Annotated in this window: 21 protein-coding genes; 15 read left to right on the top strand and 6 right to left on the bottom strand. The window is 76.5% G+C overall.

The window, feature by feature from the left end:
* The 4 genes from MY520_RS25260 to MY520_RS25245 all read left to right on the top strand — a co-directional run.
* A partial coding sequence (locus MY520_RS25260) for a DNA polymerase III subunit alpha (protein ID WP_436695451.1) occupies positions 1–3,481 on the top strand: 3,481 nt, incomplete at its 5' end.
* A gap of 140 nt (positions 3,482–3,621) precedes the next feature.
* Positions 3,622–4,101, top strand: coding sequence for a VOC family protein (locus MY520_RS25255; protein WP_436695450.1), 480 nt, complete (start codon positions 3,622–3,624; stop codon positions 4,099–4,101).
* A 70-nt stretch (positions 4,102–4,171) separates the two neighbouring features.
* Complete coding sequence (locus MY520_RS25250; RefSeq protein WP_436695449.1) at positions 4,172–4,930, top strand: class I SAM-dependent methyltransferase; 759 nt, start codon at positions 4,172–4,174, stop codon at positions 4,928–4,930.
* On the top strand, positions 4,927–6,096 hold the full coding sequence (locus MY520_RS25245; RefSeq protein WP_436695448.1) for an alkaline phosphatase family protein: 1,170 nt from the start codon (positions 4,927–4,929) through the stop codon (positions 6,094–6,096). Before MY520_RS25250 ends, MY520_RS25245 begins: the two co-directional genes overlap by 4 nt.
* 12 nt (positions 6,097–6,108) lie before the next feature.
* On the opposite strand, the gene MY520_RS25240 is transcribed toward MY520_RS25245, so the two are convergent.
* The 3 genes from MY520_RS25240 to MY520_RS25230 are packed head-to-tail and all read right to left on the bottom strand — an operon-like array spanning position 6,109 to position 8,667.
* Positions 6,109–7,101 (bottom strand): sucrase ferredoxin, encoded by a 993-nt coding sequence (locus tag MY520_RS25240; RefSeq protein WP_436695447.1) that lies wholly within the window; start codon positions 7,099–7,101, stop codon positions 6,109–6,111.
* Positions 7,070–8,374, bottom strand: a complete 1,305-nt coding sequence (locus MY520_RS25235) for a cupin domain-containing protein (RefSeq protein ID WP_436695446.1) — start codon at positions 8,372–8,374, stop codon at positions 7,070–7,072. Before MY520_RS25235 ends, MY520_RS25240 begins: the two co-directional genes overlap by 32 nt.
* Before the next feature lie 14 nt (positions 8,375–8,388).
* Positions 8,389–8,667, bottom strand: a complete 279-nt coding sequence (locus tag MY520_RS25230) for a BatC protein (RefSeq protein WP_436695445.1) — start codon at positions 8,665–8,667, stop codon at positions 8,389–8,391.
* 214 nt (positions 8,668–8,881) lie between these two features.
* Between MY520_RS25230 and dinB the strand changes: the two genes are divergently transcribed.
* The 3 genes from dinB to MY520_RS25215 all read left to right on the top strand — a co-directional run bounded on the left by dinB (position 8,882) and on the right by MY520_RS25215 (position 11,085).
* A complete protein-coding gene (gene dinB / locus MY520_RS25225) occupies positions 8,882–10,084 on the top strand; it encodes a DNA polymerase IV (RefSeq protein WP_436695444.1) in 1,203 nt (400 codons plus the stop codon).
* A gap of 192 nt (positions 10,085–10,276) precedes the next feature.
* Positions 10,277–10,675: a DUF3040 domain-containing protein gene (locus MY520_RS25220; protein ID WP_436695443.1), complete on the top strand. Its 399-nt coding sequence runs from the start codon at positions 10,277–10,279 to the stop codon at positions 10,673–10,675.
* A gap of 80 nt (positions 10,676–10,755) precedes the next feature.
* Complete coding sequence (locus MY520_RS25215) at positions 10,756–11,085, top strand: hypothetical protein (protein WP_436695442.1); 330 nt, start codon at positions 10,756–10,758, stop codon at positions 11,083–11,085.
* Between the two features lie 10 nt (positions 11,086–11,095).
* On the opposite strand, the gene MY520_RS25210 is transcribed toward MY520_RS25215, so the two are convergent.
* Genes MY520_RS25210 through MY520_RS25200 form a run of 3 tightly spaced genes read right to left on the bottom strand, consistent with a single transcriptional unit; the run spans position 11,096 to position 15,839 of the window.
* Complete coding sequence (locus tag MY520_RS25210) at positions 11,096–13,489, bottom strand: transglutaminaseTgpA domain-containing protein (protein ID WP_436695441.1); 2,394 nt, start codon at positions 13,487–13,489, stop codon at positions 11,096–11,098.
* Positions 13,486–14,856, bottom strand: coding sequence for a DUF58 domain-containing protein (locus MY520_RS25205; protein WP_436695440.1), 1,371 nt, complete (start codon positions 14,854–14,856; stop codon positions 13,486–13,488). The genes MY520_RS25210 and MY520_RS25205 overlap by 4 nt, the downstream gene beginning before the upstream one ends.
* 2 nt (positions 14,857–14,858) lie before the next feature.
* Positions 14,859–15,839 carry an AAA family ATPase gene (locus MY520_RS25200; protein ID WP_436695439.1) on the bottom strand — a complete coding sequence of 327 codons (981 nt, stop codon included), beginning with the start codon at positions 15,837–15,839 and terminating at the stop codon, positions 14,859–14,861.
* 351 nt (positions 15,840–16,190) lie between these two features.
* On the opposite strand from MY520_RS25200, the gene mraZ reads away from it, so the two are divergent.
* The 8 genes from mraZ to ftsW form a co-directional block, all read left to right on the top strand.
* Positions 16,191–16,625, top strand: coding sequence for a division/cell wall cluster transcriptional repressor MraZ (gene mraZ / locus MY520_RS25195; RefSeq protein ID WP_436695438.1), 435 nt, complete (start codon positions 16,191–16,193; stop codon positions 16,623–16,625).
* A gap of 398 nt (positions 16,626–17,023) precedes the next feature.
* Positions 17,024–18,019 (top strand): 16S rRNA (cytosine(1402)-N(4))-methyltransferase RsmH, encoded by a 996-nt coding sequence (rsmH, locus tag MY520_RS25190; protein WP_436695437.1) that lies wholly within the window; start codon positions 17,024–17,026, stop codon positions 18,017–18,019.
* Between the two features lie 40 nt (positions 18,020–18,059).
* Positions 18,060–18,782 carry a hypothetical protein gene (locus MY520_RS25185; protein WP_436695436.1) on the top strand — a complete coding sequence of 241 codons (723 nt, stop codon included), beginning with the start codon at positions 18,060–18,062 and terminating at the stop codon, positions 18,780–18,782.
* 2 nt (positions 18,783–18,784) lie between these two features.
* A complete protein-coding gene (locus MY520_RS25180; protein WP_436695435.1) occupies positions 18,785–20,608 on the top strand; it encodes a peptidoglycan D,D-transpeptidase FtsI family protein in 1,824 nt (607 codons plus the stop codon).
* A 79-nt stretch (positions 20,609–20,687) separates the two neighbouring features.
* The gene (locus MY520_RS25175) at positions 20,688–22,259 is read left to right on the top strand and encodes a UDP-N-acetylmuramoyl-L-alanyl-D-glutamate--2,6-diaminopimelate ligase (protein WP_436695434.1); all 1,572 of its coding nucleotides are present in this window, start codon (positions 20,688–20,690) and stop codon (positions 22,257–22,259) included.
* A complete protein-coding gene (locus MY520_RS25170; RefSeq protein ID WP_436695433.1) occupies positions 22,256–23,662 on the top strand; it encodes a UDP-N-acetylmuramoyl-tripeptide--D-alanyl-D-alanine ligase in 1,407 nt (468 codons plus the stop codon). The genes MY520_RS25175 and MY520_RS25170 overlap by 4 nt, the downstream gene beginning before the upstream one ends.
* Complete coding sequence (gene mraY, locus MY520_RS25165; RefSeq protein WP_436695432.1) at positions 23,659–24,738, top strand: phospho-N-acetylmuramoyl-pentapeptide-transferase; 1,080 nt, start codon at positions 23,659–23,661, stop codon at positions 24,736–24,738. The genes MY520_RS25170 and mraY overlap by 4 nt, the downstream gene beginning before the upstream one ends.
* Positions 24,739–24,806: 68 nt before the next feature.
* The coding region (gene ftsW, locus MY520_RS25160; RefSeq protein ID WP_436695431.1) for a putative lipid II flippase FtsW at positions 24,807–26,142 on the top strand (1,336 nt) is incomplete at its 3' end.

Here is a 26,142-nt window from a genome sequence, read left to right as displayed (position 1 = left end):
TGGCCTCCGCCTTGACGCGCCGGCGGGGCGGGCCGGGTCCGGCCGCCGGGTGCCGGCCCGCGGCGGGGCCGGCGTCGACCCGCGGCTGCCCCGGGTCACCTTCCTGGCCCGCGACGGCGCCGGCTGGCGGTCGCTGTGCCGGCTCACCAGCGCCACCCACCTGCGTGGCACGCGGGGCGAGCCGGTGAGCTCGCTGGCGCTGGCCGCCGAGCACGCCCCCGGACTGGTCACCCTGCTGGGCCCCGACTCCCCGGTGGGGCGGGCGCTGGCCGCGGGGCGGGCCGACGTGGCCTCGGCCCGGCTGGCCGCCTGGCGCGCGGTCTTCGGCCCCGGCTCGCTGGTGCTCGAGGTGGTGCACCACCGCGGCCGGGGCGACCGCTCCCGCGCGCAGGGCCTGCTGCGCTTCGCCGCCGCCGAGGGGGTGCCGGTGGTGCTGACCAACGCCGTCCGCTACGTCGACGCCCTCGACGCCCCCACCGCAGACGTCCTCGACGCCGCCCGGCGGCTGGTGCCGCTCGACGTCCGCCACGTCGACCGGCGCACCGCCGAGGGGTACCTGAAGTCGGGCAAGGAGATGACCGAGGTCGCCGAGGACCTCCTGGGCCCCGACCGCGACGCGGTGCTGCGGTTGCTGGAGCGCACCGCCCGGCTGGCCGAGCAGTGCGCCGTCGACGTCCGGGGCGATCTCGGCATCGGCACCGTCCGCTATCCCGAGCTCGACGTGGTCACCACCCCGGCCGAGCAGGGGATGAGCCCCTCGCAGGTGCTCCGTGCCCGCTGCGAGGCCGGGCTGGGCCGGCGGGGGATGGACCTGACCGAGCGGGTCCGGGTGCGGCTGGAGGAGGAGCTGGGGGTCATCGACTCCCTCGGCTACCCGTCCTACTTCCTCACCGTCGCCGACGTGGTCGACCTCATCAAGAGCTCGAGGGTTCGCGCGGCCGCGCGCGGCTCGGGTGCGGGCAGCCTGGTCACCTACCTGCTGGGCATCTCCGACGTCGACCCGATCCGCTACGGGCTGCTGATGGAGCGGTTCCTCTCCCCGCTGCGCCACCAGCTGCCCGACGTCGACATCGACGTGGAGTCCGCCCGCCGGATGGAGGTCTACGATGCGGTGATCGAGCGCTTCGGCGCCCACCGGGTCAGCTGCATCTCGATGATGGACACCTACCGGGTGCGGCACGCGATCCGCGACGTCGGCGCCGCGCTCGGACTGCCCCCGGCGGAGATCGACGCGGTGGCCAAGGCCTTCCCGCACATCCGGGCCAACCAGGTGCACGCCGCGCTCAAGGACCTCCCGGAGCTGCGGGCCAGCCGGTTCGGGTCGCGGCGGGGCGGCGGCACCGGCGACCTCGACCTGCTGTTCGACCTCGTCGCCCGGCTCGACGGCCTGCCCCGGCACATCGCCCTGCACCCGTGCGGGGTGCTGCTCTCCGACGCCACGCTGCTCGACCGCACCCCGGTGGAGAACAGCTTCCTCGGCTACCCGATGAGCCAGTTCGACAAGGACGACGTCGAGGAGCTCGGGCTGCTCAAGCTCGACCTGCTCGGCATCCGGATGCAGTCGGCGATCGCCCACGCGCTCGACGAGGTGGCCCGGGTCGACGGCGAGGTCGTCGACATCGACGCCGTCCCGCGTGACGACCCGACGACGTTCGAGCTGATCCGCAGCACCCGCACCCTCGGCATGTTCCAGATCGAGTCACCCGGGCAGCGGGAGCTGGTCGGCAAGTTCGGGCCGCAGACGTTCGAGGACATCGTCATCGACATCTCGCTGTTCCGGCCCGGGCCGGTGAAGAGCGACATGGTCACCCCGTTCCTCATGGCCCGGAACGGCTGGCGGGAGACGGTCTACCCGCACCCCGACCTGGCCTTCGCCCTCGAGGAGACCGCCGGGGTCGTGGTCTTCCACGAGCAGGTCCTGCAGATCGTGTCCCGGATGACCGGCTGCACCCTGGCCGAGGCCGACGAGGTCCGGCGGGCGCTGGGGGAGAAGGACGCCCACCCCGAGGTGCGGACCTGGTTCGTGCCCCGGGCGCTGGCCGCGGGCTACCCGCCGGAGGTGGCCGAGCAGGTCTGGGAGGTGCTGGTCGCCTTCGGCTCGTTCGGCTTCTGCAAGGCCCACGCCGCGGCGTTCGCGCTGCCCACCTACCAGTCGGCGTGGCTCAAGGCGCACCACCCCGCGGCCTTCCTCTCCGGGGTGCTCACCCACGACCCCGGCATGTACCCGAAGCGGCTGATCCTCGACGACGCCCGCAACTTCGGCGTCCGGGTGCTCGGCCTGGACGTCAACGCCTCGACCGGGGTGTACCGCGTCGAGCGGCTCACCCGGGAGGACGCCGCGGAGGACGAGCCCGACGAGGTGGCGTGGCGGCGGCCGGAGTGGATGCCGCCGGCGATGGCCGACCCGTCCCGCTACGGCATCCGGCTCTCCCTCGCCGACGTCAAGGGCATCTCCGAGGAGGAGGTGGCCCGTGTCGTCGCCGGGCAGCCCTACCGCTCCCTGACCGACTTCTGGCACCGGACGTCGGTGTCCCGGCCGGTGGTGGAGCGGCTGGTCCTCGCCGGCGGCTTCGACTCCCTCTACGGCTTCGGGGTGCGCGACCGCGAGGCCGGCCGGCCCACCCGCAGCCGGCGGCAGGTGACCCGGCGGGACCTCCTGCTGCAGATCGGTGAGCTGGACCGGTGGAGCCGCAGCGGGGCGAAGGCGAACTCGAACGGCCAGCTCAGCCTCGATCTCATGGGTCTGGAGCTGCCGGGGGAGGAGGAGCCGGCCGAGGCCGGACCCAGCTGGGCCGAGGGCAGCGGGCTGCCCGAGTTCACCGACGCCGAGCTGGTGCGGGCCGAGCTGGAGGTGCTGGGGCTGGACGCCAGCCGGCACGTCGTCGACTTCTACCGGCCGTTCCTCGCCGCGATCGGCGCGGTGCCGGCCGGGGAGCTGCTCGGCAGCCGCAGCGGTGCCGAGGTGCTGGTCGCCGGCGTCAAGGTGGCGACCCAGACGCCGCCGATCCGCTCCGGCCGGCGGGTGGTCTTCGTGACCCTCGACGACGGCACCGGGTGCACCGACTCCACCTTCTTCGAGGACGCGCAGGGTCCCTACGCGGCCACGGTCTTCCACTCCTGGCTGCTGGTGATCCGGGGGGTGCTGCGCCGCACCGGGCCGCGGGGGGTCTCGCTGCGGGCCACCGGCGCGTGGGAGCTGCCGGCGCTGCACGAGGCGTGGGAGACCGGCGGGGTGGCCGCGGTCGCCGAGCACATGGCCCGACCGGGGGAGTACACGGAGGCGGCGATCAGCGGGGCGGCGGCGTCGCACGGGTCCCGGCCGGTGGTGGTCAAGCCCGTGCTCGTGCACCCCACCGGGTTCCGGATGTCGCCCTACGCCGACATCAAGCCGGCCGGCGAGGACGCCGCGACCGCGGCGCGGCGGGCGGCCGCGGCGCCGCGCAAGCTGTGGCACTCCAGCCCCGGGAGCTCCGGCCACTGACGGAGGACACCCTCCGCTCCGCTCGGAGCGGGACCCGGGGGGAGGCCGCTGCCGGTCGCACGGCGGCGGCGACCGATGAGTTGCCGGGCCGGTCGGGGTCCAACCACCACCGACGCGATCCAGCCGAGAGAGGACCCCCGATGCCGAAGCAGATCCCCTGCCTGTGGTTCGACGGCGCTGCCGAGGAGGCCGCCGCCCACTACACCTCGATCTTCCCGAACTCCTCCATCGGCGAGGTCCTCCGCTACGGGCCGGGCACCCCGATGCCCGAGGGCACCGCGATGACCGTCAGCTTCACCCTCGACGGGCAGGAGTACGTCGGGCTCAACGGCGGACCGCAGTTCCCGTTCACCGAGGCGATCTCCTTCCAGATCATGTGCGCCGACCAGGAGGAGGCCGACCACTACTGGACCCGGCTCACCGAGGGCGGCGAGGAGGGCCAGTGCGGCTGGCTCAAGGACAAGTTCGGCGTCTCCTGGCAGGTCGTGCCGACCGAGCTCATGTCCCTGCTCACGGATCCGGACCCCGGCCGGGCCCAGCGCGCCACCGAGGCGATGATGCAGATGCGCCGGATCGACCTCGCCGAGGTCAGGAGCGCCGCCGACAGGGTCCCCGCCTGACCGCCCCGTCCAGAGGCTCGCCGCGAGCTTGCGAGCGGTGAGGAGGACGGGGTCCTTTAGGCTCCGACGGGTGCCGCCGTCTGCCCCCGCCCCGTCCGCTGCGGACCAGCTGCCCGCTCGCGCGGCCGCCGTCTGGGCCGCCCTCGACCCGCTGGTGGGGGCGGGCACCGCGCTGCGCGTGCTCGACGTCGGCGGCGGCAGCGGCAACTTCGCCGTCCCGCTGGCCCGGCTCGGCCACGAGGTGACCGTCGTCGACCCCAGCGCCGACGCCCTCGCCACCCTGCACCGGCGGGCCGAGACCGCGGGGGTCGCCCCGCGGGTCCGCGGCGTCCAGGGCGACGGCGACCTGCTGCACGAGGTGGTCCCGCCCACCGACGGCGACGAGGGCAGCTACGACCTCGCCCTGTGCCACTCCGTGCTCGAGGTCGTCGACGACCCGGCCACCACACTCCGCGAGCTCGCCCGGGCGCTGCGCACCGGCGGCACCGCCAGCATCGCCGTGGCCAACCGGGCCGGGGCGGTCCTCGCCCGCGCCGTCGGCGGGCACCCGGTCGAGGCGCTCGCCCTCCTCGAGGACCGCGACCCCGACCCCCGCCGCGCCGCCCGGCCCGCGCGCCGCCGCTTCACCCCCGACGACCTGCTGGCCCTCGTCGCGGCGGCCGGTCTCCGGCCGGGCACCTGGCGCGGGGTCTCCGTCGTCGCCGACCTGCTCGACGTCGCCTCCGGCGCCGACCCCGACGCCGTCCGCCGCCTCGAGCTGGCGCTGGCCGGCCGGTCGCCGTACCGGGACGTCGCCACCGGGCTGCACGTCCTCGCCACCCGCCCATGACCCTCCCCGCCGGCCTGCAGCGCCCCGCCTACGGGACGGCGACCCTCGCCGACGTCCTCCCCGGCGCGGCCGCCGCCCTCGGGGTGCCGGTCGAGCGCGGGGACCTGCCCGCCGACCCGCTCGGCCTCACCGCGGCGCTCGCCGGGGCCCGCCGGGTCGCCGTCCTGCTCGTCGACGGTCTGGGCGCCGACCTCGTCCGCGCGCACGCCGACCTGGCGCCCGCCCTCGCCGCCCTCGCCGCTCCGGCCGGCGACCTGTCCGCTCCCTGCCCGAGCACCACGCCGGTCAGCCTCACCACGCTCGGCACCGGCCTCCCGCCGGGCAGCCACGGCATCCTCGGCTTCGTCACCGCGGTGCCCGGGGAGGAGCGGACGCTCAACCACGTCCAGTGGGGCGACGACCCCGACCCGCAGGTCTGGCAGGCCCGGCGCAGCGTCTTCGAGCAGGCCGCCGCCGCGGGCGTCGAGGTCGCCGCCGTCGCCCCCTACGCCTTCGCCCGGTCCGGCCTCACCAACGCGGCCTACCGCGGGGCCCGCTACACCGGCACCGTCGGCCCCGGCGACCTCACCGCCGTGCTGCTGGAGTCGCTGGCCGCCGCGCCACGCACCCTCGTCTACGGCTACACCGCGGAGCTGGACCTCACCGGGCACGTCCGCGGCGTCGACTCCGCCAGCTGGCGCGCGCAGCTGGCCCTGGTCGACCGGATGGTCGAGCAGGTGGTCGCCGGGCTGCCCGAGGACGCCGCCCTGCTGGTCACCGCCGACCACGGGATGCTCGACGTCCCGCCGGCCACCCGGATCGACCTGGACGCCGAGCCCGACCTGCTCGAGGGGGTCGCGCTGCTGGCCGGGGAGCCGCGGGCCCGCTACCTGCACGCCGTCCCCGGCGCGGCGGACGACCTGCTCGCCCGGTGGCGGGAGGAGCTCGGCGACCGGGCGTGGGTCGCCGGGCGGGACGAGGTCATCGCCAGCGGCGTCTTCGGCCCGGTGGACGACGACCTCGCCGCCCGCATCGGCGACGTCGTGGCCCTCGCCCGCGGCACGTGGGCGCTCACCGCGACCGAGCAGGAACCCGGCCCCAGCCGGCTGATCGGCTATCACGGCTCGCTGACCCCGACCGAGCTGGCCATCCCGCTGCTCCTCGCTCGCGGGCGGGCCCTGGGCTGAGCCCGGAGTCGGTCAGACCGCCGGGACCAGCCGCACGTTCCAGATGTGGGTGTGCGCGTCGTGCGTCGCCCGGCAGGTCAGCCGCACCGCCTCCTCCGACGGCCGGCTCTCCACCTCGGCCACGACGTCGCCGTCCGGACCGGCGAGGGTGACCAGCCACCGCTCCACCTCCGCCCCGGCCGCACTCAGCCGGCGCACCCCGCGCGGCGGCAGGTCGTCGACCGCCAGCAGCGACAGCTCCCCGCGCGCGACGTGCTGGGCCGCCTGCACCGGCGGCGGGCACCCGGACCGGCCGCGCAGCCACGGGAGCGCGACCCGGCCGGCGGCGTGCGCGGCGACCAGGTCGGCGCCGTCGCCGGGCACCTGCCCGTAGTAGAAGCCGTGCGGCAGGACCAGCACGTTCGCGGCGAAGCGGTCGCCGCCCAGGTGGCTGCACTCCCAGACGTCGTCGGCGGCCAGGGCCTTCGCCAGGGGGCGGCCGCGCAGCGCACAGCAGGCGTCGTGGCCGCCGTGCGCGCACACCAGGTAGGTCGGCCCGGAGGAGGCGTCGCCGGCCGAGCCGTCCCACGGGGCCTCGACCAGCTCGGCGTCGCTGGACCGCACCGACCACCACAGCCCCTCCTGGCCGGGCCGGCCGTCGACGTAGGCCCACCGCCGCCGGGAGTCGGTGAGCTTGTCCCCGGGCCGGCGGACCAGCAGCACCCGGACGTTCTCCACCCGCGCCCGGTGCGACAGCAGCGGTGCCACGGCGGGGTCGAAGCGGGACTGCCGGAGCGCGTCGACGCCCCAGGGTCCCGGCTGCTCGATGAGCAGCCAGCGCTGGGCCGGCGAGGCCGTGCCGACGCCGGAGTCCCCGCGCAGCAGGGCGCCCACCGAGCAGCGGTTCTCGTCGATCCGGCCGACCGGCCGGCCGGGCGCCTCCGCGGGACGGCAGAAGTCGGCGACGTCCGTCACGCCCGGAGGCCCGGCCGGCTCACGATCCGGGCGCGCGGTCACGGGTCCCATCGTGCCCCGCGGTCGGGTCCGGGACGACGGCGTCGGGCACGACCGCGATCGACTCGGTGACCAGCCGCCGGGCGAGCGTGAGCTGGTCGGCGGCGTCCAGCCCGGGCAGGTCGACCACCTTCAGCTCACCGGCGGCGAGCAGGCCGGCCACCGCGGGGCGCGCCTCCGCGGGGAGCTCGAGCGACCGGCGGCCGGCGACCAGCGTCACGCGACCGTCGACCGGTTCGCGCAGCCGGCAGCGCAGCCGGGGCCGCAGCCGCAGCACCGTGTCGGCGGTCAGGGCGGCGGCGGCGGTCGCCTGGGCCAGCGGCGCCACCGGCTGCGGCCGCACCTGCGCCCAGGTCCGCGCGCGCAGCCGGTCGGCGACGTCGGCCGGGTCGACCCGGTCCAGCCAGCCCCGCAGCGCGGCGACCACCGCGGCGACGTCACCGGCCACCGCGGCCGGGTCGGCGAGGTCGAGGCCCAGCGGCAGGGAGCGGCGCAGCGAGGGGTCCTCGGCGGCCAGTTCGCGCACGAGGTCCAGCGCGGACTCGGCGGCCGCCCAGCGGGTCACCGGGTGCACGCCGACGGTCAGGTGCGCGCTGATCCCGCCCAGGGCGACCGCCGAGTGCAGGTGGCCGCGGGGGAGGTAGAGGGCGTCGCCGGGGCGCAGCACCGCGTCGATGACCGGCTCGCGCTCGGCGGCGGCGGCGGCCACGGCGGCGGCCCGGTCGGTCCAGGGCTGGGTGCGCAGCGGGTCGGGGAGCACCGGCTCGTGGATGCGCCAGTGCTTCTCGCCGGCCACCTGCAGCACGAAGACGTCGTGCACGTCGTAGTGGGGGGAGAACCCGCGCGAGGACGGCGGGGTGACGTAGGCGTTCACCTGCGTCGGGTGGCCCAGGTCGGCGGCGAGCTGGTCGGCGAACTCGATCAGCGGCGGCCACAGCCGGTGCAGCCCCTGCAGGACGACGGTGCTCCCGTCCGCGAACAGCCGCAGCACCGCGTCGGAGGACACCTGGTCGGCGATCTCGGCTCCGGCGCCGCCGGAGGTGGTGAACCGCTTGGGGTCGACGACGGCGCCGTCCTTGGCGATCCGCAGGAAGGGGGTCCTCAGCCCCCGGCGGGACAGCAGCTCGTCGACCGCGGCCAGGTCCAGCAGGTCGGCGAAGGAGGCGCCGGTCTCCTCGGCCCTCGTGAGCAGCGGCCGGCGGGACCAGTACCGCTCGGCGAACTCGTCAGGGTCCAGGGCGGTGCACCGGCGCAGGGCCGGCCGGGAGTCCGGCCGACCCTGCACGGTGGGGTTCTCGGTCAGGCCGAACCGTCCGCGCCGCCGTCCGCCCCGCCATCGGCACCGCCGTCGGCACCACCGTCGGCGCCACCGTCGGAACCGCCACCGGCACCGCCGTCGGCACCACCATCGGCACCACCATCGGCACCGCCGTCGGAACCGCCGCCGGCCGCGCCACCGTCGCCGGGGCCGTGGCCCGCGCCGCTGTCGGCTCCGCCGTCGGCACCACCGTCTGCGCCGCCGTCGGCACCGCCGTCGCCGCCACCGGGGGTGGTCATGTCATCGTCGTCGAGCGCCATGGGTCTCCGATCAGAGCGGTAGCGGGCCGCCGGGTGGCGGCCTCCGGTCGGTGCCTTACCTCACTCATCCTGCTCTCACACACCCGCCCCGACCAGCGGGAACGGCGGCTCTGCAACGGGTCGGTCACGACACGGGGTGGAGGTGCCCGGACGGGCCCGGGGGAGTTACCGTCCACCCGTGCGTCGAACACGTGTTCGACGGCAGGGAGGGGTCATGGCCCAGTCCACCCGTGCCGCCGGCTGCGCCGTGCTGCACGTCGACATGGACGCGTTCTTCGCCAGCGTCGAGGTGCGCCGCCGCCCGGAGCTGGCCGGCACGCCGGTCATCGTCGGCGGGGCCGGCAACCGGGGGGTGGTCACCTCGGCCACCTACGAGGCCCGCCGCTACGGCGTGCACGCGGCGATGCCGACCTCCCGGGCGCTGCGGCTGTGCCCGACGGCGACGGTGCTGCCGGGGGACATGGCGCTCTACGGCGAGGTGTCCCGGTCGGTCATGGCGCTGTTCCGCTCGATCACCCCGCTGGTCGAGCCGCTGAGCCTGGACGAGGCATTCCTCGACGTCTCCGGGGCCGGGCGCCGGCTGGGCGACGCCGCCGAGATCGGTGAGTACATCCGCGGCCGCGTCTACGACGAGCAGGGCATCACCTGCTCGGTGGGCGTGGCCGGCACCAAGTTCGTGGCCAAGCTGGCCTCCACCCACGCCAAGCCCGACGGGATGCTCGTCGTCCGCCCCGCCGAGGTCATGGACTTCCTGCACCCGCTGCCGGTCGGCGCGCTGTGGGGGGTGGGCGCCAAGACCGAGGAGGTGCTGCTCCGGCTCGGCCTGCGCACCGTCGGCGACCTCGCCCACGTGCCGGCCCGCACCCTCCAGCGGGCGGTGGGCCAGGCGGCCGGCGGCCACCTGCACGAGCTCGCGTGGGGCCGCGACCCCCGGCGGGTGGTGCCCGACGAGCCGGAGAAGTCGACCGGGCACGAGGAGACCTTCGGCACCGACGTCGACGACCCGGCGGTCATCCACCGGGAGCTGCTGCGGCTGTCGGAGCGGACGGCGGGCCGGCTGCGCTCGGGCGGCTGGCTGGCCCGCACGGTGACCATCAAGGTCCGCTTCGCCGACTTCGCCACGATCACCCGGTCGCGCACCCTCGACGTCCCCACCGACGTCGGCCAGGAGCTCTACGAGACCGCCCGCGCGCTGTTCGACGCCCTCGGCCTGGACCGGGCGCGGATCCGGCTGGTCGGGGTGCGCGCCGAGCGGCTGGTCGAGGCGGGCTCGGCGCCGCGGCAGCTGGAGCTGGGCGCCCGGGAACACGGCCGCCGGGAGGCCGAGCTCGCCGCCGACCGCGCCGCCCGCCGGTTCGGCGCCGGCGCGGTGCGCCCGGCGACCCTCCTGCACCGCGACGCCCTACGCACCCGGTGACGACGGCGGCCGCCCGGGAACCCGGGAGGGCCGCCGTTCGTCCCCTCCTGGAGGCTGCGACCCACCCGCGAGAGTGATCACGGCGCGTCGGCGACGGCTCGCCTTTCGCGCCCCGCAAAGGGCTCGTATCCTCGTTGTCACCGTCGGCGGACACCGCCGACGGGTTCTGGCTTTGGCCCATTGGAGGTCGACGTGCCGCTCTCCGAGCACGAACAGCGACTGCTGGAGCAGATCGAGCGCGCCCTCGTCGATGACGATCCCAAGTTCGCCTCGTCGGTCCGCACCGGTGATCGCAGGATCAAGGCGCGCCGCCGGCTGCAGCTCGGCGCCCTCCTGGTCCTCGTGGGCATGGCCGTCCTCGTCGGTGGCGCGGTGGCCCCGTCGGTGCCGCTCGGCGTCCTCGGCTTCCTCATCGCCTTCGGCGGCCTGGCCCTCGCCGTCCTCAACTACCGGTCCGCCACCGGCGCCGTCGAGCCCGGCACGGCCGGTCCCGCCGCCGCGCCCGGTCGCGGCGGTCGGGGGAGCAAGCCCCGCAGGCAGCCGCTCAAGAACCGGCTCGAGGAGCGCTTCCGCCGCCGCTACGACCAGTAGCCGCACGTCCCTCCCGGCAGCCGCCGTCCCCCGCGGACGGCGGCTGCCGTGCGTCAGGGGCCTGGACAGAGAGGACCGCCGTGCCGGACCAGGTGGAGGAGGCGCTCGCCGCGCAACAGGGGCTGTGGGGCTGGGGTGACGCCGACGGGATCGTTCCGTGGACCGGTGAGGACGGCGCCGACGTCGTCCCGCTGTGGACCGGGGCCGAGCAGGCGGACGCCGCGTCGAGGGACGGCGCCGACCCGGGGGAGAGGCCGGTGTTCCTGGACCTCGACGCGCTGCTCGACGCCGTTCCGGAGTGGCTGGCCGCCGGCGTCCGCGCGGCCCGCCTGCACCCGGAGGGCGGGCCCCCGCTGACCGTGCCGCTGGTCGAGCTGACCGAACGGGTGCTCCGCCTGCAGGTCGGCTGAGCGCGCCCCGTCAGCCGCGCTGCGGCGCCCGCGGGCGCACCCGCAGTCGCTGCCGCGTCCGCCGTGCCATCGCCGCCCGCGCCCCGGCGAACAGGGACGGCGGCCACAGCACGGCCCGCAGCCGGGCCGACCGCGAGGCACCCGCGAGCAGCCCGTGCCGGGCGGTGGACAGGGCCGCCCGCAGCTCGGCACCGGCCGGTGGGGCGCTGCCGGGCCGTGCGTAGCTGGCCGCCTCCTCCGCGCGGGCCAGCCGTGCGACGGCGTCCGCGGCGGCCTGGGTCGATCCGTGCCGGCCTCCGGCCCGGTGCCCGCCGGCCCCGGCGGCCTCGGCCAGCTGGGCCGCGACCTGCCGTGGCGTCCGCGCCGGGTCGCCCTGCAGCCCGAGGTCCAGCGCGATCGCCGCGAGCTCGTCCCACAGCGCCCCGGCGCCGCCCGTGGCCAGCCGGCGCCGTCGCTGCAGCGCCCGCAGCCCGGCGGGCACCGCCGCCAGCACCGCGACCCCGAGCATCGCCGCGGCCCCCAGCAGCACCGGCCGCACCCAGCCGGCCGCCTGCGGCACCGCCTGGGGCGCCGGTCCGCCCTGCGGCGCCTGGTCCGGCTGCGGAGCGGACGGCACCGGTCCCGGCAGCGGCGTCGCCGGGGTGTCGGTCCGGGGGTCGATCTCCTGGTCCGGAGCGCGCGGCGCCCACGGCAGCTCGACGGCGCGGTCGACGTCGATCGGCGTCGGGTCGAACGGCACCCAGCCCAGGTCGTCGAAGTACACCTCCACCCAGGCGTGCGCGTCGTCGCTGGTGACCAGCCGGCTGCCGTCGGTCTGCACCGTGCCGGGGGTGTACCCGAGGACGACCCGCGCCGGGATGCCGGCCGCCCGCACCAGGGCCGCCATCGCCCCGGCGTACTGCTCGCAGTAGCCCTGGCGCAGCCGCAGGAAGTCGGCGAGGTCGTCGCCGCTCGTCCCGGGCGCGGTGGACAGCGAGTAGCGGTAGCCGTTGGCGGGGTTCGTGAAGTGGTCGTAGATGGCCCGCACCCGCTCGACGGGCGTCTCCCGCCCCGCGGTCAGCGTCGAGACCAGGTCGACCACCTCCGGCGCCAGCGGCGGCAGAGCGGTGTAGCGCTGGACGAGGGGCAGGTCCGGCGGCAGCTGCCCGGCCGCGAGCAGCTCCTCCTCGCTGGGCCGCGGTTCCACCGCCGACACCGACCACGTCCGGCCCTCGGTGGTGACGTCGCGGCCGAACACGGTGGCCGTCCCCGGGTCGAACCGCCACTGCTGGGGATCGGCCACGGCCACGGCCAGCGGGGAGTACAGCAGGGGCAGGAAGCGGTCCTCGTGCCCCAGGGCGGTGATCAGCGCGTCGACCGGCCGGCCGTCCCGGCGTCCCGGCAGCGGCGCGAGCTCGCTGTCGTCGCCCACCGACGTCTCGCCGTCGAGGTTGCCCACCGACCAGCCCTCCTCCGCGTCGTACACGTCGAGGGCGACCACCCGCAGGTAGCCCGGGTCGTCGACGGAGGCGTCCACCCGCAGCAGGTCGATCGGCTCGTCCAGGGTCAGCTGGCCCTGCAGCGCGGCCGCGGGGTCCAGTGACGTGCCGGTGGAGCTCCCGCCGGGGCCGAAGCCGTCGGCGAAGGTGCCCTCGGTGAACGTCGGGACGACGGCGCCGACGACCAGCCCGATCAGCACCGCCACCGCACCCGTGCGGAGGGCGGTCAGCGTCCCGGTGCCCAGCAGCGGACGGCGACCCTCCCGCGGACGCCAGCCCAGCCGCCGGTGCTGGTCGGCCCACAACAGGAGGGCCAGCCCGGCGGCGGGCGCGGCCACCGGGAGCGCGCCGATCGTGCCGGTCACCGTGCTCACCGGCACGCAGAAGAGGACGAGCAGCCCCAGCCCGGCCAGCGCCGGCTGCCGTCCCCCGACGGCGACCAGGTCGACGACGACGGCGACCATGCCGACCAGCAGCGTGGTGAGCGTCAGCAGACCGGTGAGGGGCAGCGCGGGGGTCGCCTGCTCGCGCAGCTCCACCGAGCCGTCGGCCATCACCTGGCCGAGGTCGGTGACGCTGTCCGGGGTGGGGAGGACGCCCCCCAGGGCGGCGGCCGGCGCGAACAGCGCGGTGACCAGGCAGGCCAGCGCCGCGAGCTGGCCGAGCGGCACCAGCGGCACGCCGAGGCCGACCCAGATCGCGGGCACCGGCCGGTCGCCGGCGATCGCCGACCACAGCGCCGTCCCCGCCCCGCGCAGCACCAGGCCGGCGGCGGCGATGACGGCGACGGCGGCCAGGACCGGCGGCACCCAGGCCCGGTCGGTGAAGACCGGCACCAGGGCCCACGCGCCCAGCGCGGTGGCCGCGGCGGCGGCCAGTGTCGTCCCGGCGTCCTCGACGAGCTCGCGGGCCGTGGACTCGGTCATGCCCAGGCCCCCCGCAGCCCGGCCGGCACCACGCCGGCGCGGCCCAGCTGGGCCCAGACCGCCGCCACCGAGTCCTCGGCGCCGGCGACCGCGACCTGCCAGCCGCCGGCCCGCAGCAGGTCGGCGGCGGCCTCCTGCTGGCGGGTGAGCTCGGAGCGGGCGGCGCCACCGGCCGGCCGGCGGCCGCGCACGGCGCCGGACTCGGCCCAGCGGCCGATGTCGGCGAGCACGGCCAGGTCGGTGGTCGGTCCGGAGCGGGCCCGGACGAGCTCGGCGGCGTCCTCCGGCCCGATCGCGCCGAGCAGCGCGATCACCGACCCCTCCCCGGCGACACGGGTGAGCAGGTCGATGCCCGGCCCCAGCCCGGTCAGCCGGGACGGGGTGATGCCGGCGAGCCGGTCGAGCAGCTCGCCGCGGCCCAGGCCGTCGTGGTGCCCGGTGGGGGTGAGCTCGCGGGCGTCGGTGATCACCCGCAGGGTGGCGCCGCGGCCGATCAGCTCGGTGCCGATGCTCGCCGCGGCCTCGATCAGCCACTCGAGGCTGTCGGGCGGGGGTGCGTCGGTGCCGGCCTCGGCGGCGCGGGCGTCGGCGGCGTGCCCGCGGGCGATGAGGTGCGCGCGGGCACGGGTGTCCAGCAGCAGGGTGCCCTGGGCGCGCCACGGACGCTCCTCCAGCCGGACCATGAGCTCTCCGGTGCGCGCCGTCGCCCGCCAGTGCACCTTGCGCAGGTCGTCGCCGTGGCGGTAGGCCCGCGTGCTGACGTCGTCCTCGCCGTGCACCGCGATGGACCGCCGGGCGCCGGACCCCCCGCCGCCGTGGCCGCCGGCCGGCCCACCGGCGCCGAGGGGCACGACCCGCGGCACCACGACCAGCGGGGCGCTGTCGGTGCCGGCGATGCTGCGCAGCACCAGGCCGAACGGGTCCACCAGGCGCAGTCGCAGCGGCCCCAGCCGGTAGCGCCCGCGGCGGCTGCCGTGCACGCGGTAGTGCAGGGTCGCGGTCTCCCCGGCGGGCAGCCGCTCCACGACGAACTCCGGCGACGGGCCCGTCTCGGCCGGCACCGTCTCGGCCAGCAGCCACAGCCCCCCGGTGCCGCGTCCGGCGTTGGTGACCTCCAGCCGCACCTCGGCGTGCCCGCCGCGCGGCACCCGTGACGGGGTCACCGTGCGCCGGGACGCCACCCGGAACCGGCGCCGGGCCACGGTGGCCGCCGAGAGCAGCGGCAGCGCCAGCACGAACAGCGCGATCTGCACCAGCGGGCGCTCGCCGAGGAGCACGCCCAGGACCAGGAGCGTGAGCCCTGCGGCGACCAGGCAGCGGCCGCGCAGCGTCAGCGTGCCCAGGGCCGTCGCGACCGGTCCGCGCACCGTCAGCGCCCGCGGGGCACCGGGACGGTCGCCAGCAGGTCGGTCACCACCTGCTCGCCCACGCGGCGGGCAGCGGCGGCGTCCGGGGTGAGCAGCAGGCGGTGGGCCAGCACCGGCACGGCCACGGTCTGCACGTCGTCGGGCAGGACGTGGTCGCGCCCGGCCAGTGCGGCGGCGGCCCGGGCGGTGCGCAGCAGCTGCAGCCCGGCGCGCGGGGACGCGCCCAGGCGCAGGTCGGGGGAGCGGCGGGTGGCCTCGACCAGCGCCACCACGTACCGCCGGACCGCCTCGGACACGTGCAGCCGGCCCACGGCCGCCACCAGCGTCCGGATGCAGGCGGCGTCGGCCACCGGGGTGAGGGAGGCCAGCGGGTCGGTGGTGACCATGTCGTCGAGCATGGCCAGCTCCGCCTGGCGGTCCGGGTAGCCCATCGAGACCCGCGCGGTGAAGCGGTCGCGCTGGGCCTCCGGGAGGGGGTAGGTGCCCTCCATCTCGATCGGGTTCTGGGTGGCCATCACCAGGAACGGCCGGGCCAGCTCGTAGCTGATGCCGTCGACGGTGACCTGCCGCTCCTCCATGCACTCCAGCAGGGCCGACTGGGTCTTGGGGGAGGCGCGGTTGATCTCGTCCGCGACCACGATGTTGGCGAAGACCGCGCCGGGCTTGAACTCGAACTCCCGGCTCTCCTGGTCGTAGATCGCCACCCCGGTGACGTCGCTGGGCAGCAGGTCGGGCGTGAACTGGATGCGGCGCACGGTGGCGTCGATCGAGGCGGCCAGCGCCTTGGCCAGGGTGGTCTTGCCGACCCCCGGCACGTCCTCGATGAGCAGGTGGCCCTCGGCGAGCAGCACCACGAGCGCCAGGTGCACGACATCGGGCTTGCCGTGGACGACGCGGGCCATGTTCCCCGCGATGCGGGCTCCTTCGGCTGCTACGTCGACCGAGGAACCCGTGCCGTCTGTGGTCGTGGTCACCTCGGTCACGGAACCACGGTACGTGCGCGGAACCGTGGCCGGACGGTCCCGCGGAACGGCGGCCGGTGCGCGAGCCGACTTCCTGCCCCGAGGAGCCCCACGAGGGCCCGGCGACGGTGTGCGACGACCGGCCGCCGGGTGGTCCGGTGGGGACGGCGCCCCCCTGCGCCCCACCGGGCTCACCCACCCCGCGGACGGCGCGCTGACCTGCGGGTGGGGCGGTGGGGAGGCCTGGTCACGACATGGTGTCGAGTGGTGTCCGGTGGGGCGTAGTGGGTTACTGTGTGGCCCGGTGGGGAGGCAAGGCCCGTCCCGGGTGCACCCCGGAGCACGAGGAGGACCGATGGGGGAGGTGATCCGGTGTTCGTCGGCAGCTATCCGCTGCGGCTCGATGAGAAGGGCCGGCTCGCACTCCCCGTCCGATTCCGCGAGCAGGTGGCCGGCGGCATGGTGATCAAGAAGGGCCAGGAGCGCTGCATCTACGGCCTCACCATGACCCGGGTCGCCGAGCAGAGCCAGGCGGCGGCCTCGATGGCGCCGTCGGACACCGCCGCCGCCCGCATGCGGGCCCGCATGAGCTTCGGGTCGATGGTCGAGGTCGAGCCGGACAAGACCGGCCGCATCACCATCCCCGCGAACCTGCGGGAGTACGCCGGACTGGACCGCGACGTCGTCGTGGTCGGCGTCGACACCCGCTTCGAGATCTGGGACGCCGCGACCTGGGACGCCTACGTGGCAGAGCAGGAGGCCATCTACTCCGAGATGGAGAGCGAGGGGATGCCCACCCTGTCCTGACCCCTCCGCCGTCCCTCCGACCCCCTCCGGGCCCCACCCGACCGAGCCGACTTCCCCGCGGCTCGACCGGACCGGCCCGAGTCGCCTTCCCCGCGACTCGGTCCCCGGCACGGAGATCCCGCACCGCCCACGGGCGCGCCGCCGGCAGCAGGCCGGCGCGGGCCCACCCGTCCCCGCGGGGCACCACCTGACGCACTTCCCCGGCGCCAGGCGGGCCCCGCGGGCGGCGGACCGGGTCCGCGTGCCCCACTGCGCCCCACCACCCCCACTGCGCCCCACCCGTGCGCGAAACGCCCGCTGCCCTCCACCCGCCGACCGCCGCCCCGCGCCACCATGGACGGGCACTCCGGCCCGCGACCCCCGCGCGGCCTCCGACCCCGCCCGAGGAGCAGCCGACGATGAGCAGCACGGGTTCTGCCGCGGCACCGGGCCCCTCGCGGCCCGCGGTGCACGTGCCCGTCCTGCTCGAGCGCGTGACCGAGCTGCTCGCCCCCGCCTGCGCCGCCGACGGCGCCGTCCTCGTCGACGCGACCCTCGGCCTGGCCGGGCACGCCCTCGCCCTGCTGGGTGCGCACCCGGGGCTGCGGCTGATCGGACTCGACCGCGACCCCGAGGCCCGCGCCGAGGCGGCCCGCCGGATCGGGGCGGCCGGCTGCGCCGACCGCGCGACCCTCGTGCCCGCCGTCTTCGACGAGCTGCCCGAGGTGCTCGACCGGCTCGGCGTCCCCGAGGTGCAGGCCGTCCTCTTCGACCTCGGGGTCTCCTCGCTCCAGCTGGACCGGCCCTCCCGCGGGTTCAGCTACGCCGCCGACGCGCCGCTGGACATGCGCATGGACCCCGCCGCACCGCGCACCGCCGCCGACGTGGTGAACACCTATCCCGCGAACGAGCTGGCCAGGGTGCTGCGGGTCTACGGCGAGGAGCGGTTCGCCGACCGCATCGCCCGGGCCATCGAGCGGGAACGGGCCCGCGAGCCCTTCACCCGCACCGGGCGGCTGGCCGAGCTGGTCCGCGCGTCCATCCCGGCCGCCACCCGCCGCACCGGTGGTCACCCCGCCAAGCGGACGTTCCAGGCGCTGCGCATCGAGGTCAACGACGAGCTCGGCGTCCTCGAGCGGGCCCTGCCGGCGGCCATCGAGGCGCTGGCCGTGGGCGGGCGGATCGCCGTCATCACCTTCCACTCCCTCGAGGACCGGATCGTGAAGCGGACCCTCGCCGCCGGTGCCGTCGACCGCACCCCACCGGAGCTGCCCGTGCCGCTGCCCGAGCACGGCCCCACGCTGCGCCTGCTCACCCGCGGCGGCGAGGCGCCCTCGGCCGAGGAGGTCGCGGTCAACCCCCGGGCGGCCTCGGCCCGCGTGCGGTCCGCCGAGCGCATCCGGCGGGCAGCGTGAACGAGGAGACGTGGCTGCCGGTCCGCGGCGAGGAGGTCGCATGAGTGCCGCCGCCCGCGCTGCCGGGGTCCCGCCGGAGCCCCGGCCCGCTCCGGCCCGTCCCCGGCCCGGTGCCCGCGTCGCCCCGGTGCCGGCGCCGAAGCCGGCCCGCGAGCCGAAGCCGGCCCGCGAGCCGAAGCCGGTCCTGGAGCCGAAGACGGCCCGGGAGCCGAAGCCGGCCCGGGAGCCGAGCACCGGGACGGCGTCCGGCACGCGGAACCCGGGCCCGGCCACCGCGGCCCGCCCCGTCCGCGCGCACTCCGCCCCGGTGCGCACCGGGTCGCTGCGGTCCCGTCCCGTCGCGCGGCCGCAGGCGACCGGGCCGGCGCCCGGTCCCGTGCCCGCGACGGCGCCGGGCCGGGTCCGCCGGATGGCCGCCGCCGCGCAGAGCACCCGCCGGGCGCCGTTCGTCCTCATGGTGGTCGGGCTGCTCGTGGCCACCGCCCTCGGCCTGCTGTTCCTCAACACCGCCATCGCGGTCAACTCGCTGAAGGCCACCCAGCTGCGGGTGGCCAACGCCGACCGCGCCCAGGAGGTGCAGCGGCTCGAGCAGCAGGTGGTCTCCGGCAGCACCCCGGCGGAGCTGGCGTCCGATGCGGAGGAGGCCGGCCTGGTGCCGGCCGGCGCCGCGGGCTACCTGGTCATCGGCGAGGACGGCGCCGGCACCCTCCGCGGGGAGCCGGTTCCGGCGGAGGACCCCGACGCACCCGAGAGCGACGACTGAGCATGCCGACCGCCGTCCGCCCCCCGGCCCCCGGCCGGCGCACCGGTGACCGCGCCACCCCCCGCGGGTCCGGTGCGTTCGCGCCCCGGCGTGCTCCGGGCTCCCCGCGCCTGCGCGGCGGCATCCGCGCCAGCAGCAAGCGGCTGACCGGCGGGCTGCTCGTCGTGCTGGCCCCCCTGCTGCTCGTCATGGGCAAGCTCGTGCTGCTCCAGGGCGTGGACGGCGGTGACTACGCCACCGCGGCCGCGCAGGACCGGCTGCGCAGCTACCCGATCGCCGCCCTGCGCGGGGAGGTCGTGGACCGGGACGGCAACCCGCTCGCCTACACCGTCGCCGCCTCGCGGGTGGTCGCCGACCCGACCGTGGTGGCCGACCCCGCCCGCACCGCGCTGGCGCTCACCACGCTGCTCGACGTCCCCGTGTCCGAGCTGACCGACCAGCTCTCCGGCGAGGGCCGCTACGTCGTCCTCGCCGAGCAGGTGTCGCCGGAGATCGTCGACGCCATCGAGGAGCTGGGCCTCGGCGGCATCTTCTTCGAGGACGACCCGATCCGGCTCTACCCGGCGGGCACGGTGGCCGGCCAGGTCGTCGGGTTCGTCGGGCGGGACGGCGACGGCCTGGCCGGCATCGAGCACGCCTTCGACGAGGAGCTGGCCGGCCGGCCCGGAGAGCGGCGGGTCGAGGTGGGCAGCGGCGGCCACCCGATCCCCTCGGGCATAGACGAGTCCACCCCGGCGACCGACGGCAGCACGGTGGCCCTCACCCTCGACGCGGACCTGCAGTTCGTCATGGAGCAGCGGCTGGACGAGGCCTGCCAGGACGGCGCCACCACCCGCGCCTCGGCGGTCGTCCTGGACGCGCACACCGGCGAGGTCGTGGCCATGGGCTCCTGCCCCGGCTACGACCCCGCGGACGCCCGGCAGACCGACGCGGAGCTGCTGCGCAACCCGGCCGTCTCCGACGTCTTCGAGCCCGGCTCGGTCATGAAGGCCGTCACCCTGGCCGCCGCCGTGGAGGAGGGTGTGGCCACCCCCGACACCGTCCTCACCGTGAACGGGCACATCCAGGCCGGCGACGCCGTGGTCACCGACGCCCACGACCACGAGCCGATCGACTGGACGGTCACCGGCGTGCTGGCCAAGTCCAGCAACGTCGGCACGATCATGCTCGCCCGCCAGATCGGCGACGAGACGCTCGAGGAGTACCTGCGGGCCTTCGGCGTCGGCAGCACGACCGGCATCGAGCTGCCGGGGGAGAGCGCCGGCATCTTCGCCGGCTCCGAGGACTGGGAGGCCAGCCGCGCGGCCAACGTGGCGATCGGACAGGGGGTCTCGGTGACCACCCTGCAGATGGCCTCGGTCTACCAGGCGATCGCCAACGACGGCGTCCGCATCCCGCCGCGCCTGGTGGCGTCCGTCGGCGGGCGGCCCGGGCCCGAGCCCGAGGGCACCCGGGTGGTCAGCGAGTCGACCGCCGACCAGATGGCCTACATGCTCGAGGCCGTCGTCGGACCGGGCGGCACCGCCCCGCTGGCGCAGGTCGACGGGTTCCGCGTGGCCGGCAAGACGGGCACCGCCCAGCGCGCCAACCCCGAGTGCGGCTGCTACGACGGCGGCGGGTACGTGACCACGTTCGTCGGTTTCGCCCCGGCCGACGACCCGCAGTACGTCGTCGCCGTGGACCTGGAGCGGCCCACCAGCTCCGCGGAGGGCGGCCAGGTGGCGGCGCCCGTCTTCGCCGACATCATGCGGCAGGCGCTGACCGCCGACGGGATCGTCCCGTCGGGGACGCCGCGCCCGGACTTCCGCCTCACGGGTTCGGAGTAGTCGCCGGCGGACAGGTGTGTCGGCCGTCCCCGCGTGTGGGGGGCGGGCCGCGCCCGGCCCGCCGGTAGATTGGAGCCCCGTGAACGAGAGCGGGAGGGCGCCGGGGACCCGGCCGGGGCCGTCGGCCCCGCTGACCCTCGCCGACCTCGCCGACCTGGTCGGCCCGCCTCTCTCCGGCGACCCCGGCGCGGCGGTCACCGGCGTGACCCTCGCCTCGGGTGAGGTCCGGCCCGGCGACCTGTACGCGGCCCTCCCGGGCGCCCGCACGCACGGCGCCCGGTTCGCCGCCGACGCCGCCGCCCGCGGTGCGGTCGCCGTCCTCACCGACCCCACGGGCCGCGACGCGGCGGTCGCCACCGGTCTGCCGGTGTGCGTCGTGGACGACCCCCGCGCGCTGCTGGGCGCCGTCGCCGCGCGGGTGTACGGGGAGCCCGGCCGCCGGCTGCAGGTCATCGGGATCACCGGCACCAACGGCAAGACGACGACGGCCTACCTGGTGGAGGCCGGGCTGGCCGCCGCCGGCCGCGGCACCGGCCTGATCGGCACGGTCGAGACCCGCACCCGCGGTCGGGCGGACGACGGGTCGCCGACGGTCACCGCCTTCCCCAGCGTCCGGACGACGCCCGAGGCGCCGGCGCTGCACGCGCTGCTGGCCCGGATGGCCGACTCGGGCGTGCAGACGGTGGTGATGGAGGTCTCCAGCCACGCGCTGGTGCTCGGCCGGGTCGGCGGCGTGCCGTTCGCGGCGGCCGGCTTCACCAACCTCGGCCGCGACCACCTGGACTTCCACACCGACCTCGAGGACTACTTCCTCGCCAAGGCCCGGCTCTTCGACGGCCGGGCCGCGGTCGAGGTGGTCGACGTCGACGACCCGTACGGGCGCCGGCTGACCGGGATGCTCGCCGGCCGCCGGGCGGTCACCGTCTCCGGCCGGGGCGGGGACGCGGACTGGAGCGCCACCGACGTCACCGTCTCGCCCGGCGGCGGCTCGGCCTTCACCCTCTCCGGGCCCGGCGGGCGCAGCTGGCCGGCCCGGGTGCGGCTGCCCGGGGACTTCAACGTGGCCAACGCCGTCCTGGCGGTGGCGCTGCTCGACGCCGTCGGCGTCCCCGTCGAGACGGCGCTGGCGGGCCTGGCCGTCACGGTCGTGCCCGGCCGCATGGAGCCGGTCGACGCCGGCCAGCCGTTCGTCGTGGTGGTCGACTACGCGCACACCCCCGACGCCGTCACCACCGCGCTCGCCGCGCTGCGCGCGGCCACCTCGGGCAGGGTCCTCACCGTGCTCGGCTGCGGCGGCGACCGTGATCCCGGCAAGCGGGCCGCCATGGGGGCGGCCGCCGTCCTGGGCAGCGACCTGCTGGTGGTCACCGACGACAACCCCCGCTCGGAGGACCCCGCCGCCATCCGCGCCGCGATGCTCGCCGGCGTCCCGGCCGACCGCCGCGACGCGGTCCTCGAGGTCGGCGACCGGCGCGCGGCGATCGCCGCCGCGGTCGCGCGCGCCCGCCCCGGCGACGCCGTCCTCGTGGCCGGCAAGGGCCACGAGTCCGGCCAGGAGGTGGCCGGCACCCTGCACCCGTTCGACGACCGCGCCGTCGTGCGCGAGGCCCTGGCGCAGCTCGCGCCGGCCGGAGTGGAGCCCCCAGCGTGATCGCCCTCGACCTGGCAGCCGTGGCGGAGGCGGTGTCCGGGCGGCTGACGGCGGACGCCGCGGGCACCGTCACCGGGAAGGTCACCGTCGACTCGCGCGCCGTGGCCCCCGGTGACCTGTTCGTCGCCGTGCCCGGGGAGCGCGTCGACGGGCACGACTTCCTCGCCGCCGCCGCAGCGGCCGGTGCGGTCGCGGCCCTGACCACCCGCCCGGACGACGCGCTGCCCTGCGTGGTCGTCGACGAGCCGGTGGCCGCGCTCGGCCGGCTGGCCGCCGCCGTGCACGCCCGCCTGCGGGACGGCGGCCTGCGGACGCTGGGCATCACCGGCTCCTCCGGCAAGACGTCGACCAAGGACCTGCTGGGCCAGGTGCTGGCCGGCGCCGGCCCGACGGTGAGCCCGCCCGGGTCCTACAACAACGACATCGGCCTGCCGCTGACCGTGCTCGACGCGGACTCCACCACCCGCTTCCTGGTCCTGGAGATGGGCTCGCGCGGGCCCGGGCACATCGCCCGCCTGTGCGGGATCGCCGCCCCGGAGGTCGGCGTGGTCCTCAACGTCGGATCGGCGCACCTGGGCGAGTTCGGCTCTCCGGACGGGATCGCCGCGGCCAAGGGCGAGCTGGTCGAGGCGCTGCCCGCCGACGGCACCGCCGTCCTCAACGCCGACGACGCCCGCGTGCTGGGCATGGCCCCGCGCACCCGCGCCCGGGTGCTCACCACCGGACGGGCCGAGGGCGCCGACGTCCGGGCCGACGACGTCACGCTCGACGGGTCCGGCCGGCCACGGTTCACGCTGGTCGCGGCGGGGGAGAGCGCGCCGGTGCACCTGCAGGTGGTCGGCGTCCACCAGGTGGCCAACGCGCTCTCGGCGGCCGGTGCCGCGCTCGCCGTGGGCCTCGAGGTGCCCGCGATCGCCGCGGCGCTGTCGGAGGCCGGGCCGCGCAGCCGCTGGCGCATGGAGGTCAGCCGCCGCGCCGACGACGTCACCGTCGTCAACGACGCCTACAACGCCAACCCGGAGTCGATGCGCGCCGCGCTCGCCGCCCTGTCCGGTCTGGCCGGGCGGCGGCGGATCGCCGTCCTCGGTGCGATGGCCGAGCTGGGGCCGGACGCGGCCGCCGAGCACGAGCGGCTGGGCCGCGACGCGGTGGCCTCCGGGGTGGACCTCGTCGTGGCGGTCGGGCCCGATGCGGTAGGGATAGCGGTGGGCGCCGCGGCCGCGGGAGCGGCGCGGGGCGACACCACGAACGAGGGCGCGGTGCACGTGCCGGACCGGGCCGCGGCCCGGCAGCTGCTGACGGAGGTCCTGGTGCCCGGTGACGTCGTGCTGGTGAAGGCCAGCCGGTCCTACGGGCTCGAGGTGCTGGCCGCCGACCTGCTCGACACCGGGGCAGGCGCGTGAAGTCCGTCCTCATCGCCGCGGCCTTCGGCCTGGTGATCTCCATCCTCGCCACCCCCGTGGCCGTGCACCTGTTCCGGCGGCGGGGCTTCGGCCAGGAGATCCGCGACGACGGCCCCGAGAGCCACCTGTCGAAGAAGGGCACGCCCACCATGGGCGGCACCGTCATCGTCGGGGCGACCGTCGGCGGGTACCTGGTCTCCCACCTGTTCCTGGTGAACCAGCCCGGCCGTGGCGTGACCGCCAGCGGGCTGCTGGTGCTGCTGCTCATGGTCGGGCTGGGCACGGTCGGCTTCCTCGACGACTACCTCAAGATCCGCTACCGGCGCAGCCTCGGCCTGAACAAGACGGCGAAGCTGGTCGGGCAGCTGGTCGTCGGCGTCGCCTTCGCTGTCCTGGCGATCAACTTCCCCGACCCCGCCGGCACCACCCCGGCCTCGACCGTCGTCTCCTACGTGCGCGACATCGCGCCCCTGGCGCTGGGGTCGATCGGCTTCGTGATCCTGGCCTACCTGTTCATCGCCGGGTTCTCCAACGCGGTGAACCTCACCGACGGGCTGGACGGGCTGGCGGCCGGCTGCTCGGCGATGGTGTGCGGCGCGTACACGATCATCTCGTTCTGGCAGTTCACCCACGACTGCACCACCGAGGTCATCGACGGCTGCTACACCGTCCGCGACCCGCTCGACGTGACGCTCGTGGCGGCCGCCGGCCTGGGGGCCTGTCTGGGCTTCCTGTGGTGGAACACCAGCCCGGCCCGGATCTTCATGGGCGACACCGGCTCGCTGGCCCTGGGCGGCCTGCTGGCCGGGCTGGCCATCGTGACCCGCACGGAGCTGCTGCTGATCGTCCTCGGCGGCCTGTTCGTCGCGGTGACGCTCTCGGTGATCATCCAGGTGGCGTTCTTCCGCGCCACCCGCCGGCGGGTGTTCCGGATGGCGCCGCTGCACCACCACTTCGAGCTGGCGGGCTGGACGGAGAACACCGTCATCGTCCGGTTCTGGCTGGTGACCGGGATGGCGGTGGCGTTCGGGCTGGGGCTGTTCTACGCCGACTGGCTGTCCATCACGGGCCTGTGAGAGGTCGCTTACCGCGACACGCCCCTCCGCTGCCCCGCGACACGCGGGGCAGCAGAGACGATGGCCCGATGGAGTCCACCGGCGCCACACCGCTGCGCGAGGCACGCCGGACGACGCCGGCCGCCCGGGGGAGGACCGCACCGCGCCGGTTCCCCGCCCCGGCCTGGCTCGACGGTCCCATGACCAGCTGCCACCTCGTGGTCGGTGCGGCCGGCCTGCTGCTGGCCATCGGCCTGGTCATGGTCTTCTCCGCCTCCGCGATCGAGGCCGCCCTGGACGACCAGCCGGCCTGGGTCCCGGGTGTCAAGCAGGTGCTGCTCGCCTGCGTGGGCCTGGTGCTCTGCTACGTCGCCGTCCGCACGCCGGTCGGGTTCGTCCGCCGCTGGGCGCCCCTGGCGCTGGTCGGTGCGGTCCTGCTGCTGCTCGTCGTCCTCGTGCCCGGCATCGGCAAGCAGCTCAACGGCTCCCGGCAGTGGATCGACCTGGGGTTCACCGACTTCCAGCCCTCGGAGCTGGCCAAGCTGGTCTACGCGCTGTGGGGCGCGCACATCCTGGCCGTCCGCGACCGCTACCTGACGCTCAGGGCGATGGTCGTCCCGCTGCTGCCGGTGTTCGCCGTCCTGTCGTTGCTGCTGTACCTGGAGCCGGACTTCGGCGCGATCATGAGCCTGGGACTGGTCCTCATCGGGCTGCTCTGGGGGGCCGGCCTGCCGCTGCGGTTCTTCGCGTGGGGGACGGCCGGGGCGGCCATCGGGATCGTCGTGATGATCCAGGCGGCGCCCTACCGGATGGCGCGGATCACCGCCTTCCTCGATCCCTTCGCCGACCCCTCCGACGGCGGCTTCCAGGCCATCCGCGGCTTCTACGCCCTGGCCACCGGCGGGCTGTGGGGCGTCGGGCTGGGCAACAGCGCGATGAAGTGGAACCTGCTGCCGCACGCGGAGTCGGACTACATCTTCGCGATCATCGGCGAGGAGCTCGGGTTTCTCGGGTGCCTGGTGGTGGTCACCCTCTACGGCGTGCTCGCCTACGCCGGCTTCCGGATCGCCCGCCGCTCCGCCGACCGCTTCGTCCAACTGGCCTGCGTGGCCATCACCGTCTGGCTGATCGGCCAGGCCGCGATGAACATGGGCTACGTCGTCGGCGTCCTGCCGGTGACCGGGGTCCAGCTGCCGCTGATCTCCGCCGGCGGCACGTCCCTGGTGCTCACCCTGCTGATCGTCGGGCTGCTCATCCGGTTCGCCCGGTGCGAGCCCGAGGCGATCGAGCACCAGCGCGGCCGGGACCGCAGCCGGCTGGCCCGGCTGCTGCTGCCGGTGCCGGCGCACGCGGTCGACCCGCTCCGCCCGCGCCGCCGCCGTCCCGAGCCGGCCCCCGAGCGGCCGGCCCGCCGGCCCGAGGTCT

This window comes from Geodermatophilus sp. CPCC 205506, from assembly GCF_051383635.1.
Classification (GTDB): domain Bacteria; phylum Actinomycetota; class Actinomycetes; order Mycobacteriales; family Geodermatophilaceae; genus Geodermatophilus.
The sequence above is the reverse complement of the archived record's forward strand: the minus strand, read 5'-3'. Positions and strand labels throughout refer to the sequence as shown.